The sequence below is a fragment of the Serratia sp. TSA_130.1 genome (genome assembly GCF_052691795.1).
Window position 1 is genome coordinate 104483 of record NZ_JBQZFS010000002.1, and the last position, 14508, is coordinate 118990.

Annotated in this window: 17 protein-coding genes; 5 read left to right on the forward strand and 12 right to left on the reverse strand. The window is 59.2% G+C overall.

Annotated elements, in window-relative coordinates; genetic code table 11:
• The first annotated feature begins 483 nt into the window (after nt 1–483).
• Nucleotides 484–900, forward strand: a complete 417-nt coding sequence (locus ACUTQY_RS07135; protein WP_046686881.1) for a hypothetical protein — start codon at nt 484–486, stop codon at nt 898–900.
• A 43-nt stretch (nt 901–943) separates the two neighbouring features.
• Here ACUTQY_RS07135 and ACUTQY_RS07140 read toward each other — a convergent pair whose 3' ends face one another.
• From ACUTQY_RS07140 to ACUTQY_RS07160, 5 genes are all read right to left on the reverse strand, one after another.
• Nucleotides 944–1537, reverse strand: coding sequence for an ATP-dependent Clp protease proteolytic subunit (locus tag ACUTQY_RS07140; RefSeq protein WP_046686880.1), 594 nt, complete (start codon nt 1535–1537; stop codon nt 944–946).
• 45 nt (nt 1538–1582) lie between these two features.
• On the reverse strand, nt 1583–1912 hold the full coding sequence (locus tag ACUTQY_RS07145; RefSeq protein ID WP_033652026.1) for an SRPBCC family protein: 330 nt from the start codon (nt 1910–1912) through the stop codon (nt 1583–1585).
• Nucleotides 1909–2223 (reverse strand): ArsR/SmtB family transcription factor, encoded by a 315-nt coding sequence (locus tag ACUTQY_RS07150; RefSeq protein ID WP_033642736.1) that lies wholly within the window; start codon nt 2221–2223, stop codon nt 1909–1911. The genes ACUTQY_RS07145 and ACUTQY_RS07150 overlap by 4 nt, the downstream gene beginning before the upstream one ends.
• A gap of 110 nt (nt 2224–2333) precedes the next feature.
• Nucleotides 2334–2759 (reverse strand): universal stress protein, encoded by a 426-nt coding sequence (locus ACUTQY_RS07155; RefSeq protein ID WP_046686879.1) that lies wholly within the window; start codon nt 2757–2759, stop codon nt 2334–2336.
• A 147-nt stretch (nt 2760–2906) separates the two neighbouring features.
• Nucleotides 2907–3425, reverse strand: coding sequence for a hypothetical protein (locus tag ACUTQY_RS07160; RefSeq protein ID WP_033642734.1), 519 nt, complete (start codon nt 3423–3425; stop codon nt 2907–2909).
• Between the two features lie 236 nt (nt 3426–3661).
• Between ACUTQY_RS07160 and metQ the strand changes: the two genes are divergently transcribed.
• On the forward strand, nt 3662–4477 hold the full coding sequence (gene metQ / locus ACUTQY_RS07165; RefSeq protein ID WP_015377546.1) for a methionine ABC transporter substrate-binding lipoprotein MetQ: 816 nt from the start codon (nt 3662–3664) through the stop codon (nt 4475–4477).
• Between the two features lie 46 nt (nt 4478–4523).
• Here metQ and ACUTQY_RS07170 read toward each other — a convergent pair whose 3' ends face one another.
• The 5 genes from ACUTQY_RS07170 to ACUTQY_RS07190 form a co-directional block, all read right to left on the reverse strand.
• Nucleotides 4524–5288 (reverse strand): SDR family oxidoreductase, encoded by a 765-nt coding sequence (locus ACUTQY_RS07170; protein ID WP_033642733.1) that lies wholly within the window; start codon nt 5286–5288, stop codon nt 4524–4526.
• A 137-nt stretch (nt 5289–5425) separates the two neighbouring features.
• Nucleotides 5426–6346, reverse strand: a complete 921-nt coding sequence (locus tag ACUTQY_RS07175; RefSeq protein ID WP_033642732.1) for a sugar ABC transporter substrate-binding protein — start codon at nt 6344–6346, stop codon at nt 5426–5428.
• 65 nt (nt 6347–6411) lie between these two features.
• Nucleotides 6412–7452: an ABC transporter permease gene (locus ACUTQY_RS07180; protein ID WP_033652114.1), complete on the reverse strand. Its 1041-nt coding sequence runs from the start codon at nt 7450–7452 to the stop codon at nt 6412–6414.
• A gap of 15 nt (nt 7453–7467) precedes the next feature.
• Nucleotides 7468–8952 (reverse strand): sugar ABC transporter ATP-binding protein, encoded by a 1485-nt coding sequence (locus ACUTQY_RS07185; protein WP_033642731.1) that lies wholly within the window; start codon nt 8950–8952, stop codon nt 7468–7470.
• 75 nt (nt 8953–9027) lie between these two features.
• Complete coding sequence (locus ACUTQY_RS07190) at nt 9028–9957, reverse strand: sugar ABC transporter substrate-binding protein (RefSeq protein WP_033652022.1); 930 nt, start codon at nt 9955–9957, stop codon at nt 9028–9030.
• A gap of 496 nt (nt 9958–10453) precedes the next feature.
• Between ACUTQY_RS07190 and ACUTQY_RS07195 the strand changes: the two genes are divergently transcribed.
• From ACUTQY_RS07195 to dcuR, 3 genes are all read left to right on the forward strand, one after another.
• On the forward strand, nt 10454–11296 hold the full coding sequence (locus ACUTQY_RS07195) for a class I fructose-bisphosphate aldolase (protein ID WP_033642729.1): 843 nt from the start codon (nt 10454–10456) through the stop codon (nt 11294–11296).
• A 125-nt stretch (nt 11297–11421) separates the two neighbouring features.
• Nucleotides 11422–12954 carry a sensor histidine kinase gene (locus ACUTQY_RS07200; RefSeq protein WP_445583319.1) on the forward strand — a complete coding sequence of 511 codons (1533 nt, stop codon included), beginning with the start codon at nt 11422–11424 and terminating at the stop codon, nt 12952–12954.
• The gene (gene dcuR, locus ACUTQY_RS07205) at nt 12947–13666 is read left to right on the forward strand and encodes a two-component system response regulator DcuR (RefSeq protein WP_033642727.1); all 720 of its coding nucleotides are present in this window, start codon (nt 12947–12949) and stop codon (nt 13664–13666) included. The genes ACUTQY_RS07200 and dcuR overlap by 8 nt, the downstream gene beginning before the upstream one ends.
• A gap of 37 nt (nt 13667–13703) precedes the next feature.
• Here the strand turns inward: dcuR and ACUTQY_RS07210 are convergent, their stop codons facing one another.
• Together ACUTQY_RS07210 and ACUTQY_RS07215 are read right to left on the reverse strand one after the other, a co-directional pair.
• On the reverse strand, nt 13704–14039 hold the full coding sequence (locus ACUTQY_RS07210) for a hypothetical protein (protein ID WP_033642725.1): 336 nt from the start codon (nt 14037–14039) through the stop codon (nt 13704–13706).
• Nucleotides 14040–14072: 33 nt separating this feature from the next.
• Complete coding sequence (locus ACUTQY_RS07215; RefSeq protein WP_050440156.1) at nt 14073–14498, reverse strand: hypothetical protein; 426 nt, start codon at nt 14496–14498, stop codon at nt 14073–14075.
• Nucleotides 14499–14508 lie beyond the last annotated feature (10 nt).

The following is a 14508-nucleotide window of genomic DNA, read 5'->3' on the forward strand; positions in this document are numbered from 1 at the left end:
AAAAGTTAACCACGAAAAGTTAAGATGATTATTGAACATTACTTTCCCCTTAAGTATATAGTTGTATAGACAAGGCAATGGCAACACGAAATTGCTTAATTTGTGATCAATAACAAATTCATAACAATTAGCCATGAAGAAAAAAAGACATTACTGGTTCAAAAAAAGAGGCAACGTGAAGTGTGCAAAAGCGAGACAAAAAATGGCTAACCTTACTGTTAAATAAAGAAAAAATAAACATCCCCGCGTGAATGATTGTGAGAAAGATGAAACATTTCTCCCAACTTGGTTTATTAACATAAGGAAACAACCAAATACAATAATTAGAATGACACGCATTTGTAGTTATATTCCACGTGAATAATTAAACATAAATGCATTTTTAAATATGATGGATTATAGTTTCATTTACGCTTTACCCATTTTATTGAGAAAGGTATATTTACCAAACATCAATATAATAAATATCTCTGGAGAAATATCTTGCAAAATAAACTCACCATCCTCGCGGGCATAGCCACAATTATCGGCACCCTCTTCGCTGGTTATTCTGCCTTTTCATCTTCAACGGAAACACGCAGTCAGTTCGTTAATGGCAGCGCGAATACGACGATTGGTAGTAATAGCGGAAATATCACCATCACTAACACACCGGGTGAAAAGGCGCCTCAGCTAGTGCTGAAGCGGCCGATGCCTTTAATTGCTCAACCCAATATGGGTAACTTGTTGGAACCCACCAAACATATTTGCCAGCTCATCGCCGGCACACAGGTCGCATTGACAGGTAAAAGCGCTGCAATGGACATCGGCAATGCGGAATGGAAAGAAATCTCCATCATTACCGGCGAATGTGCCGGTCAGCGTGGCTGGATCACCTCAACGGCGCTCACCTACCAATAATCGAGTGATATTGCCCCCTTCATTCCGCTATCGGAGCCGACACTCACCGCGCCCGCAATACCCGATCGATCAATCCCCAGGCCGCCGCTTCGTCGGCGGTCATAAAGCGATCGCGATCCAACACCCGCTCCACTTCCTCTTCGCTCAGGCCACAATGTTGGGCATACAGCCGGATCACCCGGTCTTTGGTGCGTTTCATTTCCTCTGCCTGGATCAGAATGTCGGACGCCTGCCCCTGAAAGCCGCCCAGCGGTTGGTGCACATGCAGACTGGCGTTGGGCAGCGCCATGCGGTGCCCCGGCTCACCGGCCATCAGCAGGAACGACCCCATCGAGCGCGCGGTGCCCATGCACAGCGTATGCACCGGGGCACGGATATACTGCATGGTGTCGTAAATCGCCAGCCCGCTGGTGATCGCCCCGCCCGGCGAGTTGATGTACAGGTGGACCGGTTTTTCCGGGTTTTCCGCTTCCAGAAACAGCAGCTGGGCGCACAGCATTTCGGCCACGTCATCGTTGACTTCGCCGTTGAGGAACACGATCCGATCGCGCAGCAGGCGCGAGTAAATGTCAAAGGAACGTTCTCCCCGGCTGGTCTGCTCCACCACCATCGGGACGAGCATCATCTTCTCACGCATCGGTGAACTCCTGGGTTGGCAACAAAGAGAAAGGTGTTTAACGCGTCAGGCGGCGCGCATTACCGTCGTCGGGCCATCGTTGGCGGCGTCGAGCTGGTGGATAATCCGCAGCAGGCTGCCGCCGCCGGCGTCCGGCACGATCTGCAGGGTGACGACGCTTTCGAGAAACGGCGGTTGGTCGTCGCGCAGGCGATAGCTCACCGCTTCGCCCGGCGTGGCGGCCAACGGTTCTGCCTGCGCCAGATCTCCCGTCGGCAGCCACTGCTCGCGCAATTCGGGCACGCTGAGCGCTCGCCACACTTTTTCCGGCGGCGCATCAAGCGAATATTCCAACACCAGCCGTTCATGCGGCGGCGGCTCGGCCTGTTTGTTCATTGATCCATGTCCTTCAGCAAGGTTTGCAGCGCGTCGATGCGTGCCGGCCAGTAAGCACGGTACTTCGCCAGCCACTGCGCGATCTGCGCCAGCCCCTCCGGGTCGACCTGGTAATTGACGAAGCGCCCCTGTTTCGCCTCGCGCACCAGTCCGGCATTGCGCAGCACCGCCAGGTGTTGCGACATCGCCGACTGGCTGATGGTCAGCCCTTCGCGCAGCGCGCTGGCGTTCATGCTGCCGGCGGCGAGTTTGTCGAAGATGCAGCGGCGGGTCGGATCGGCCAACGCCTTGAAGATGTCATTTTCGTTCATACAAACACATTAGTATTCACTTATGTATTATGCAACCGAGCAAGGCATTTTTTGCTGCAAAAGAAACTCCGCGCCGCAGCGCGGAGTGAATGGACGAGGCATAATCGCGCTTATGAACGGATCGGGATCACCAGCACGTCGATATTCAACTGGTTGATGGCGTTGCGGGTGGAAGAAAACAGATTGCTCCACAGATCGTGGTGATGGCCGAACACCAGCAGATCGATGTCTTTATACACGATCGCCGTGCGCAGTTCGTCAACGAAGCCGCCGCGCCCGATAATCACTTCCGCGATCGGGTAATTGACGTTTTGCGTGGTGGGTTCCAGCTCTTTGCGGATCTTCTCTTCGAACGGCACGCCGTCGTCGCTGCGCTCCGAAAAGCCGATCGCCGCGTGGTAGGTGTCGTAGTGAACGTCCACATAGATCAGCGAGAGTTTGGCCTTCAGCGCTTCCGCCAGCAGCGCCCCCTTTTCGACCAGCCGTTTGCCGTCATCGCTCAGATCGGTGGCGATGACAATATGGTGGTAACACATAGCGCCTCCTGTCATGGACTCGGTAGAGCCGAGGCTCCGATATCACGCCGGGGTCATATCGTTATGGTTAATTTTAGTTCAGAAATGGCACTCGTGGCGGGAGGTGATGCGGTGGGAAAGCCCCGTTGCCGGGGCTGAAGGCAGAAATTACTTCTCGCGCTGCGCCTCAAACCAGACGTTGCACAACGACAGGATCAGCGTGTTGGCGTCTTTCACCAGCACGTTGTCGCCGGGCACCCCTTCGGTGCCTTGATCGGTGATGCCTTTGATGGCGATATCGGCATGCTGAATGGCCACGCGCTCGACCGACGGCGTGCTGATGCCCAGCATCGGGAAATCGATGTAGGAACTGCTGCCGGCGTTGTCCTCGACAAACTCCTGCGCCTCTACGGTGCTGACGGTAGCCCCCTCGCTTTTCAGCGCCGTGCCGTTCCAGCTGAACGCATCCGCTTTATAGCTGATCTTGCCGCCGATCAGGCTCTGCGCCTGCTGCTGATCCCAGCAACCAGTGGTTTGGGTCGGCACGATTTTGCTGACGCGCCAGTTGCCCAGCAGCTGTTTAGGGATCGGCCCGGTATCGCTCTCCGCCGCCCGAACCTGAGTCGCCGAGACGCAGGCCAACACCACCAGCGGCAGCAGCGCCTTGCTCCAAGTGTTCAATCGCATTGTCTTTTCCTTCGTTTCAGTACCCAGTCTGCCCTCGCGGGCCAGCGGCTATCATAATAAGCCCGCCGATTCGCCGTCAAAGCAATCCGCATCGCGCCGGGCGGCGGCTACTCATAGCCAATCGCTATTAGTCATAGTGAATCAGTATTTTGTTTTAGCTCAGCGATTACCTACAGTCACTGCCACTATTCTGCCCGCCTAAATTAGCAGGCAATGTTGACAAGGACCCTGGGGAAATGACATTTACGCTGAAAAACCTCACGCTGGCGCTGGCCGCCGCCGGCACGCTGTTGCTGACCGCCTGCGGCCCGACCGCACAGGACGATCACCACATCAAGGTCGGCATCAGCGCCGGCATCGATCAGTCGCTGTGGGCGGTGGTGCAGAAAGTGGCCAAGCAGAAATACGATCTGGACGTGGAGGTGGTGACCTTCAACGATTACGTGCTGCCGAACGAAGCGCTGAACAACGGCGATCTGGACGTCAACGCCTTCCAACACAAGCCGTATCTGGACAAACAGATGCAGGAGCGCGGCTACAAGCTGGCGGCAGTAGGCAACACCTTCGTCTACCCGATCGCCGGCTATTCGAAGAAAATCACCGCGCTCAGCCAACTGCCGGACGGCGCGCAGGTGGCAGTGCCGAACGATCCGACCAACCTGGGCCGCTCGCTGCTGCTGTTGCAAAAACAGGGGCTGATTACGCTGAAAGACGGCGTCGGCCTGCTGCCGACCGCGCTGGACATCGTCAGCAACCCGAAAAAGCTGAAAATCGTCGAGATTGAAGCGCCGCAGCTGCCGCGCGCGCTGGACGACCAGCAGGTGACGCTGGCGATCATCAACACCAACTATTCCAGCCAGATCGGTCTGTCGCCGGCGAAGGACGGGCTGTTTGTCGAGGACAAAAACTCGCCTTACGTCAACATCTTCGCCAGCCGCATCGACAACAAAGACAGCGAGAAAGTGAAGGATCTGGTCAAGGCCTATCAGACCGATGAAGTGGCGGCCAGCGCCGCCGAAATCTACAAGGGCGACGCCGTCAAAGGCTGGTAACGCCGCGCGTAGGGCCCGTGGCGCCTGGCCACGGGCGATGACAGCCTCAGCCGCGCTGGATGGAAACGCCGCCGTCCACCAGCATTGCGGTGCCGGTGACGAACGAGGAAGCGTCAGACGCCAAATACAGCGCCGCCTGCGCGATCTCCTCCGGCATCGCCAACCGCTTCAGCGCGTGCAGCTGGGCCACCTGCGCCAGCGCCTCCGGGGTATTGCTCATCTGCCGCCCCATCGCCGTGTCGGTGCCCCCCGGCAGCAGCGCGTTCACCCGAATGCCGTGTCCGCCAAACTCCACCGCCAGCGCCTGCGTCAGGCCGATCAGCCCCGATTTGCTGGCCGCATAGGCCGCCGTACCGGGAAACGCCGCGGTGTGGCCGACGAACGTGGAGGTGAAGATCACCGAGCCCGCGCCGCGCGCCTGCATGGCGGGGATTTGATATTTGGCGCTGTAGTAAGCGCTGGACAGGTTGGTTTCCAGCACGTCGCGCCATTCTGACGCGCTGAGCGCCAGCGACGGCCCCAGCGGCCCCAACGTGCCGGCGTTGTTGAAGGCGATATCCAGCCCGCCGAATTCATCGACGGCCGTCGCCGTCAACCGTTCGGCGAAGGCTTCGTCGCGCACGTCACCGGCTACCGCCAACGCCCGGCCGCCCTCGCGCCGAATGTCCCCCACCAGTTCAGCCAGTAGCCGCTCGCGCCGGGCGCCCAGCACCAGCGTCGCCCCCTGCCGGGCGAACAACAGCGCCGCCGCCCGCCCGATCCCCGAACTGGCGCCGCCAATCACCGCCACCTTACCGTTCAATGCGTTCATCTCTTATCCTCACACCGTAAAAGAGCCTCAGTGTGAGGCAAGATCCCGCGCCGCGCTGGCCGCAAGCGGACATGCAATTGGAGCCATGAAAAAGGCGCTGCAAGCAGCGCCCCGGCAACGCGGATCCGACGGCGAACTCACGGTTTGGCCGCGTATTTCTCCTGATTGGCCGGCGTCACCAACTCGAACGGGATCCAGTAATACGGCTCAAGCTTTTCGCCGTTGATCATGCGCTGCGCCACATCGACCGACGCCTTGCCCTGGCCGACCGCATCCTGGAACACCGTGACCTGCATCTTGCCGGAGGCCAGCGCCTTGAGGCCGTCGGGCGTGGCGTCGATGCCGCCGATCAGCACGTTCTTGTCCGCTTTGCCGGCCTGCTGCAGCGCCATGATCGCGCCGATCGCCATCTCGTCATTGTTGGCGGCGACGATGTCGATCGTTTCGCCGTTGGTCAGCCAGTTCATCATCAGGTCCATACCTTCACTGCGTGAATAGTTGGCGCTCTGTTTCTGCACCACCTTCATCTTCGGGTATTTGGCCACCACCTGCTCCACGTCTTTGGTGCGCTGCAGCGCGCCGGCGTCGGTCAGGTTGCCGATCATCACCGCCACATTGCCCTGATAGTTAGCCAGCCGCGCCAGTTCTTCCATCTGCAGCGTGCCGGACTCCCGCTCGTCGGAGCCGACGAACACCACCCCCTGCGGCAGCCTGGCGTCGCCCGGCGTGCGGTTCACGTATACCAGCGGCACGCCGGCGGCCTGCACCATTTTGGTCATCACCGGCGTGCTGGCCGAGTTGACCGGATCGACGATAATCGCGTCCACCCCGGCGCTGATAAAGCTCTGCACCTGATCGGTCTGGCGGCCGACGTCGCCGCGCGCGTCCTCAAACTGCACGGTAATGCCGCGCGCTTTGGCCTCCTTGTCGATCGCCTGGCGGATAATGGTGAGGAAGTTCTGGTCGAAATAGGCCATCGATACGCCGATGGTTTGCGCCCATGCCGGCGCGGAAGCGCACAGCGCCGCCGCCAGCCACAGCCCTTTCAGAAAGTTCATGATGTGTCCCCCCGGGTAAAAAAACGCCGCCGGCCAACCTTGGCGCCGGCGGCAATTCACGGCAATCAGTGTTTTTTGCGGTTGCGACGCATGTCGATCGACACGGCGGCGACGATAATCACGCCTTTGATGATGTCCTGAATGTAAGAATCGACGCCGATAAAGGTGAAGCCGCTTTTGATAAGGCCGAGGATCACCGCGCCGATCAGCGTGCCGGTAATGCGCCCGACGCCGCCCATCAGGCTGCTGCCGCCGATCACCGCCGCGGCGATGGCGTCCAGCTCATAGGACATGCCCATGCTCGACTGGCCGCTGCTGACGCGCGCCGCCAGCACCACGCCCGCCAGCCCCGCCAACCCGCCGGCGATGGTGTAAACCGTCACCAGGTACTTATTGACGTTGATGCCGGAAACCCGCGCCGAGGTCATGTTGCCGCCGATGGCGTAGATGTATTTGCCATAACGGGTGTGCTTCAGCGCGATGTGGAAGATCACCGCGATCACCAGGAAGATGATCACCGGCATTGCGCCCTGGCCGATCGCCGTGAAGCCATCCGACAGGAAGCTGACCGGGTTGCCCTTGGTGTAGTACTGCGCCAGACCGCGCGCCGATACCATCATCCCCAGCGTGGCGATGAACGGCGGAATGCCGGTGCGGGTGATCAGGAAGCCGTTGATAAAGCCGCAGACGATGCCAACCCCGATCCCCGCACCGATCGGGATCGCCGCCGGCAGATCGAGCAGCCCCGGATACATCGGCGAAATGCTGTCCGAGGTCTGCGCCAGGCTGGCCGCCACCACCGCGGTCAACGCAATCAGCGAACCGGATGAGAGATCGATGCCGGTGGTGATGATGACCTGGGTGACGCCCACCGCGATGATGCCGATGATCGCCACCTGCAGCACGATCAGCAGCAGGCGGTTCGGGTTAAGCAGGAACGACTGATCGCGCATGTACCAGCCAAGGATTTCGAAGATCAGCGCAATGCCGAGCATCACGATGAAAATACCGGTGTCTTTCGGCATTTTGCCGCTCAGCCCGGAGAACAGCGATCCCTTGCCCGTTGAATCGGCGGAGAGCGGCTTCTCAATCTTTACGTTACTCATGATGTTCACCCTTCGTTATTCTGAGGCCAGCGCCAGGATCTTTTCCTGGTCCGCGTCGTCTTTGTCCAAAATGCCGGTGATGCGGCCACCGTGCATCACCATCACCCGATCGCTCATGCCGAGGATCTCCGGCAGCTCGGAAGACACCAGAATGATGGCGACGCCGCGGTTGGCCAGCTCGCTGATCAGGCGGTAGATTTCCGCTTTGGCTCCCACGTCGATGCCGCGCGTCGGTTCGTCGAGTATCAGGATTTTCGGCTGCGCCAGCAGCCAGCGCGCGATCAGCACCTTCTGCTGGTTGCCGCCGCTGAGGTTATTGATGATCTGATCCATGGTCGGCGTTTTGATGTTGAGCTTCTTGATCTGCGCCATGCAGTCTTTGGCCATCTGCACATGGCTGACGAAGCCGTTCTTGCCGATGTATTCCGACAGGTTGACGATGCTCATGTTTTCGACCACCGACAGCACCAGAAACAGGCCGGACTTCTTGCGATCTTCGGTGAGAAACGCCAGCCCGCTCTCGATCGCCTTCGCCGGGGAATCCACCTTCACCGCCTGGCCTTCGATAAAGATCTCGCCGCCGTCCGCCGGGTGCATGCCGAACAGGCTTTCCATCACTTCGCTGCGTCCAGCGCCCACCAGCCCGGCGACGCCGAGGATCTCGCCGCGTTTGACGCTGAACGAGACGTCGTGGAACCAGCCGCTGCGGCGCAACCCGGCCACCCGCAGCACTTCCTCGCCGATGTTGTTGTTGAATTTGGGGAACATCTGCGTCAGCTCACGCCCCACCATCATGGTGATCAGCGACTGTTTGGTCAGATTTTCGGTTTTGTCGCAGGCGATGAAGGTGCCGTCGCGGAAAATGCTCACTTCGTCGGTGATGGCGAAGATTTCGTCCATCTTGTGGCTGATGTAAATGATGCCCTTGCCCTGCTCGCGCAGCTCGCGAATGATGGCGAACAGGTGCACCACTTCACCTTCGGTCAGCGCCGAGGTCGGCTCATCCATGATCAGCACGTCGGCGTTGTAGGATACGGCCTTGGCGATCTCCACCATCTGCTGGCTGGCGATGCTCAGTTCGCCCACCAGCGTTTCCGGCCGCAGTTTGATGTTCAGCCGCGCCAGCAGCTCGCGGGTTTGTTCATTCAGCTGTTCGTGGTTGACGAACCCCAGCCGCGCCGGCTCACGCCCCAGCCAGATGTTTTCCGCCACCGTCATGTAGGGCACCAGGTTCAGCTCCTGGTGAATCATGGAAATGCCCGAATGCAGCGCCTGCAGCGTGTCGCTGAAGGTCACCGGCCGGCCTTTGATTTTGATCGAGCCCTCATCCGGGTGATAGATGCCGATCAGGCATTTCATCAGCGTCGACTTGCCCGCGCCGTTTTCGCCCATCAGCGCATGCACGCTGCCGGGTTTGATTTTAATCGAGACCTTATCCAGCGCTTTGACGCCGGGGAACTGCTTGCTGATGCCTTCGGCCTCAAGAACATAAGGGTACATACCGCTTACCTCCGCACTGACCCACGTTTTCTGCGGCGGGCGCTCAGGTGGAGCGCCTGCGGCAGGCTTCAAGGCTTATTTTTTGTTTTTATCGGCGAATTGCTGGTAATTGGCCTGGGTGATCAACTGATAAGGGATCAGCACGTTGCTCTCCACCTTCTCGCCTTTCACCAACTGAACGGCGGTTTGCACCGCGCCTTCGCCCTGGCCTTTGGCGTCCTGGAACACGCTCAGCGCCAGATCGCCTTTTCTGATGAATTCCAGCGCATCGGGCGTGCCATCCACGCCGGCCACCCGCACGCCGGACTTTTTAGCCTGCTTGAGCGCCAGGATGGCGCCGATGGCCATTTCATCGTTGTTGGAGGCGATGGCGTCGATCTGCTGGCCGGTCAACACCCAGTCAGTGGTGATATCCACCGCATCTTTACGCGTCCACTTGGCGGTTTGCTTATCGACAATCTTGATGCCGGGATAGTTGGCCGCCACCTCTTCCACGCCGCGGGTGCGGTCGCGGGTCGATTCATTCGACAATTCCCCCATCAGGATCATCACGTTGCCCTTGCCGTTCATCAGCTTGGCTAACGCTTCCATCTGCAGTTTGCCGGCCAGCTTGGAATCGGAGCCGACGTAGGCCATGCCGGCCGGGAGCGTCACTTCCGGCTTGCGGTTGACGAACACCAGCGGGATCTTGGCGTTCTCGGCCAATTTGATCATCGGCTTGACGCCCTGGGTATCCACCGGGTTGAGGATGATGGCGTCGACGCCCTGGCTGACGAAGTTTTCGATTTGTTGAATTTGCTGCGCGATGTCGCCCTTGGCGTCTTCGAACTGGCCGCTGACGTTGCCGTCGGCTTTCATTTTGTTTTGCATCGACTGGCGCAGAATAGTGAGGAAGTTGTCATCGAAGTAAGCCATGGAAACGCCGATCTTGATGTCTTTCGCCAACACGCTGGCCGGCAGCATGCACATCAGTACGGAGGCGGCGATCAGTTTCTTCAGCTTCATGTTCGTTACCCTTTAATCGTTAGAATGAAGTGGTCTGTTGATTGACAGCTAATGAAAGATATTTTTTACATTCAAACAACATTACGGTCGGTGTTATCCCTTTGATACGGCGAAATTACCGCGTTATCCCCGTATTAAGGCCGTGAACAAAATGGTGATCGATATCTCAAAACAGATTAAAAACAATCAATTGAAATAAACCCCTGGCAGAGCAAGCCGCGTCTTCGCCGCTTTTTTAAATGTTTATTTCATAATTGAGATTATTGAAACTTTTTAACCCAAACAAGCGAAACATGCGTTTTGGAATGGCTTATTAACAAAAACATGACACGGATCTAACAAATGCAGTGAAAGCCATCGGGTAACGCGCCCCGCGCGTGCGCCACGCCGGGCGTCGGCAAAAACTGCGAGCGGGCGCGCAGTTTGCGGTTTCCGCGTTTCCCGACCATCCTTACTCGGCAATAATGGACATATCCCTATCTCAGGAGGACCTGACATGCAGCTCAGCAGTAAGGTGCGGATGAACCGCCTGTTCAATAACGGCAAGTGCCTGGATGTGGCGATCGATCACGGCATCGCCAACGAACCGGATTTCTTAATCGGTCTGGAAGATATCGAACGGGTGATGGGCAACCTGATCGCCGCGCGCCCCGACGCCATTCAGGTCAACTACGGCCAGGCGGAGCTGCTGCAGCGCGCGCCGCAGCGCGAAAAGCCGGCGCTGGTGATGCGCACCGACGTCGGCAACGCCTATAACGCAGCACGCCACCGTGAGATGTGGGCGGTGTTGCACAACCCGGAAGCGCCGATCCTCGCCGCGCTGCAAATGGACGCCGCCGCGGTGGTGGTCAACCTGTATATGATCCCGGATGAACCCGGCATTTTCCGCCAGTGCGTAGAGAACATCGGCCGCCTGCGCCACGCCTGCGATCGCTACGCCATGCCGCTGATGATCGAACCGCTGGTGATGGCCCCGGCCGGCCAGGGCGCCGCCTACGGGTCGCTCGGCGACGTGGAAAAGATCGTGCCGCTGGTGCGGCTGGCGCGCGAACTGGGCGCCGACATCATCAAGGCCGACCCGACCGAACGGGTGGAAGATTTCCACCGCGTGGTGGAAGCGGCGCGCTGCCCGACGCTGGTGCGCGGCGGCGGCAAGGGGGAGCTGGGCCCGGTGCTGGAGAAATCCGCGGCGCTGATGGCCCAGGGCGCGTCCGGCATGGTCTATGGCCGCAACGTCTATCAACACAGCAATCCGTCGCAGGTGGTGCGCGCCCTGATGGCGATCATCCATCAAGGCGCCAGCGGCCAACAGGCGCTGGAGATCTACCACCAGCAGTGACCCGCTTTTGTAACTAAAATAACCCCTTCGCGACCCGGCAGCATGCTATAACCTGCTGCCGGTAACTGCAGCTTGCCTCATTCCTCGCTAGAATACGCCGTGATATCGCCATTCGGAGAACCGCCATGCCAAAACAACGGGTGCCGCTCAAGCTGAGCACCTCCATCACGCTGATGGTGTCCGCCATCATCGCTTCGGTGCTGCTGGTGGTGTTCGCGCTGTTTTTCGTGCAGATGAGCCGCGAAGGGCAAGATCAGCTGCAGCAAAAAGCCATCGCTATCGCCAACACGCTGGCGCTCTCGAGCACCGTGATAGACGGCCTGCAGCGACGCGATCAAAGCGGCGCCGTGCAGCGCTTCGCCGAGCAGGTGCGCCATCAAAACGAGCTGCTGTTCGTGGTGGTGGTGGATATGCAGGGCATCCGCTATTCGCATCCCAAACCCTGGCTGATCGGCAAACATTTCATCGGCGAAGATCTGGCGCCGGCGCTGCAGGGCAACGTCAACAGCGCCATCAACCGCGGCACGCTGGCCCCGGCGCTGCGGGTGGTGGCGGAAAGCCGCTGGATCATCTATTGGACCATCGCCTTCGCCGCGCTGGTCGGCAGCCTGGGCACTTTTTTCCTGGTCTCCGCGCTCAAACGCATCATGCTGGGTTTCGAGCCTTACGAAATATCCAACCTGTTCGAGCAGCGCAACGCCATGCTGCAGTCGATTAAAGAAGGCGTGATCGCGGTCGATAATGATTCCCGCATCACCATCGTCAACGACGAGGCCAAGCGCCTGCTGCGCCAGAGCGGCCCGGTGGAAAACCTGCTGCTGGACGCCGCCAGCAAGCATTGGCCGGCGCAGCTGCATCTGGCGGAAGTGCTGGCCAGCGGCAAGCCGCTGCGCGATCGACAGATCAGCTTCAACGGCAGCGAACTGCTGACCAATACCGTGCCGGTGATCGTCAACGGCCAGGTGACCGGCGCCATCGCCACCTTCCGCGACAAGACCGAGGTCAGCCGGCTGCTGCAGCGCCTGAGCGGCATGGCGCACTACGCCGATGCCCTGCGGGTGCAGTCGCACGAATTTATGAACAAGCTGCACGTGATACTCGGCATGCTGCACATGAAGGCTTATCAGCAGTTGGAAAACTACATCATCAATACCGCCAGCAACTACCAGGAAGAGATCGGCGCGCTGCTGCGCAAGATCCACTCGCCGGAAGTGGCGGGCTTCTTCATCGGCAAGATCAGCCGCGCCCACGAAGCCGGCATCGAACTGACCATCGAGGAAACCAGCCTGCTGCCGGAAACCGACGACGCGGAAACCACGCACGTGCTGATCAGCGTGCTCGGTAACCTGATCGAAAACGCCATCGACGCCATCGACGGCGTTGAAGGCCACGAGATCGGCCTGAGCTTCCATCACCACGACGATCAATTACACTGTATCGTCAGCGACGACGGCCCCGGCATCGATCCGGCGATCGCCGCGCACATCTTTGAACACGGATTTTCCACCAAGGGAACGGGACGCGGCATCGGCCTGGCGCTGATCCGCAGCCATCTGGAGAAACTGGGCGGCGGCATCGATGTCGAGTCCGAACCGGGCGAGCTGACCCAATTTTTCGTGCACCTTCCCTATCAGGCCAAGAGCGAAACCCATGATTAACGTACTGATTGTCGACGACGACCCGATGGTGGCGGAGCTGAACAAATATTACCTGAGCCAGATCGGCGGTTTTCACTGCCAGGCGACGGTCGCCACCCTGGGCCAGGCGCGCGCCCTGCTGGCCGACGCCAGCGTCAGCATCGATCTGGTGCTGCTGGATATCTACATGCAGCAGGAGAACGGGCTGGATCTGCTGCCCGGCCTGCGCGAGCTCGGCGAGAAGACCGATGTGATCATCATCTCTTCCGCCAGCGATGTAAACACAGTGCAAAAGGCGCTGCACTACGGCGTGGTGGATTACCTGATCAAGCCGTTCCAGTTCAGCCGCTTCAAAGAGGCGCTCAGCCACTATCGACAACAGTCGCAGCTGCTGGCGCAGCGCGAGTTTTCGCAGGCTGACGTCGACAGTCTGCTGCGCCGCCAGCCCGGCGGCCAGGAGAGCAAAAAGCTGCCGAAGGGCCTGACCAGCATCACCCTGAGCACGGTCTGCGAGTGGATAGAACAGCAGCACGACAGCGAATTCTCCACCGACAACCTGGCCAACGCCATCGGCATTTCGCGGGTGTCCTGCCGCAAGTACCTCATCTATCTGGCGGAAAGCGGCATTCTCGGCACCCGCATTCTGTACGGCGCGACGGGCCGCCCGGTTTATCTATATCAGCTGAAGCCGGACGCGATCGCCATGCTGAAAGAGCATTGCCGCCCGGCATAAACGACGCCGGGCGCTGCAAGCGCCCGGACGTTGAAAGCTAGAAGTTGTACATGTAACACCTCGCCTCGCGGTGAGGATCTTTCGAGTGTATCCGCAGGCAGCGCTGCTTTTTCTGCTGTTGCTCCAGGTGTCGCTGCTGCCGCTTGGCGGCTTCTGCGGCCTCGCGCTGCTGTTCGCGTGCAATCGCCTGCTCATTGGCCTGCGTCAGGCTGTCGACATTCCACACCTTGTGGCGCAGCGCGCTGCGTTTTTTCTGGTACTCCTCGGGGACTTTATTGTCCTTCGGCGGCGCCGCGTGGTATTCCAAATCCACCCGCGCCTGCGCAAAGCAGGCGCAACATAGGGCCACGCCGACCAACACTAGCCTTTTCATCGATAAACTCCTGACAAATCCCTGTTCTCATCTTTAGCAATTCAGCGGCCGGCCATTCAGCCAGGCGCGGCAATAAACGCCGACAAACGGCCGATGCGGCCCCGTCAGAGACGTCCGCCGCAGACGCAGCGACAGGCAACGGACGATATCGGCACCCTGTTCACAGGCCGATCGGGCGCTCTGATGCCCCTGTGCGGAAGGTCTCGCCGCTTCCTGCGTTTGCAACCGGATTTCCAACGCTTCCCGCTCCGCACGCAGCAGCGCCAGCTGCATGCGCTCCGCCTGAATCTGTTCAGCCAACCAAATATGCTGCAACAAGCCATCCAGCCGCGCCGGACACCCCGCCGCAGAGGGACTTTCCGTCGAGGCGCCGGGCGAGGAATGGCGATCGATGAACGCCTGACTGCAAAATGAGGCCAGCAGCGCCAGCGCCGCAGCGATTAACGAAGGTAGTTTCAATACACAAGCT

Bases quoted from the DNA above. Each gene is read 5' to 3' on its own strand.
- ACUTQY_RS07155 (WP_046686879.1), bottom strand. From the start codon at position 2,759: ATGTGTTACCACCATATTGTCATCGCCACCGATCTGAGCGATGACGGC.
- ACUTQY_RS07195 (WP_033642729.1), top strand. From the start codon at position 10,454: ATGCAGCTCAGCAGTAAGGTGCGGATGAACCGCCTGTTCAATAACGGC.
- ACUTQY_RS07175 (WP_033642732.1), bottom strand. From the start codon at position 6,346: ATGAACTTTCTGAAAGGGCTGTGGCTGGCGGCGGCGCTGTGCGCTTCC.
- ACUTQY_RS07150 (WP_033642736.1), bottom strand. From the start codon at position 2,223: ATGAACGAAAATGACATCTTCAAGGCGTTGGCCGATCCGACCCGCCGC.
- ACUTQY_RS07185 (WP_033642731.1), bottom strand. From the start codon at position 8,952: ATGTACCCTTATGTTCTTGAGGCCGAAGGCATCAGCAAGCAGTTCCCC.
- ACUTQY_RS07140 (WP_046686880.1), bottom strand. From the start codon at position 1,537: ATGCGTGAGAAGATGATGCTCGTCCCGATGGTGGTGGAGCAGACCAGC.
- ACUTQY_RS07190 (WP_033652022.1), bottom strand. From the start codon at position 9,957: ATGAAGCTGAAGAAACTGATCGCCGCCTCCGTACTGATGTGCATGCTG.
- dcuR (WP_033642727.1), top strand. From the start codon at position 12,947: ATGATTAACGTACTGATTGTCGACGACGACCCGATGGTGGCGGAGCTG.
- metQ (WP_015377546.1), top strand. From the start codon at position 3,662: ATGACATTTACGCTGAAAAACCTCACGCTGGCGCTGGCCGCCGCCGGC.
- ACUTQY_RS07180 (WP_033652114.1), bottom strand. From the start codon at position 7,452: ATGAGTAACGTAAAGATTGAGAAGCCGCTCTCCGCCGATTCAACGGGC.
- ACUTQY_RS07170 (WP_033642733.1), bottom strand. From the start codon at position 5,288: ATGAACGCATTGAACGGTAAGGTGGCGGTGATTGGCGGCGCCAGTTCG.
- ACUTQY_RS07210 (WP_033642725.1), bottom strand. From the start codon at position 14,039: ATGAAAAGGCTAGTGTTGGTCGGCGTGGCCCTATGTTGCGCCTGCTTT.
- ACUTQY_RS07200 (WP_445583319.1), top strand. From the start codon at position 11,422: ATGCCAAAACAACGGGTGCCGCTCAAGCTGAGCACCTCCATCACGCTG.
- ACUTQY_RS07145 (WP_033652026.1), bottom strand. From the start codon at position 1,912: ATGAACAAACAGGCCGAGCCGCCGCCGCATGAACGGCTGGTGTTGGAA.
- ACUTQY_RS07160 (WP_033642734.1), bottom strand. From the start codon at position 3,425: ATGCGATTGAACACTTGGAGCAAGGCGCTGCTGCCGCTGGTGGTGTTG.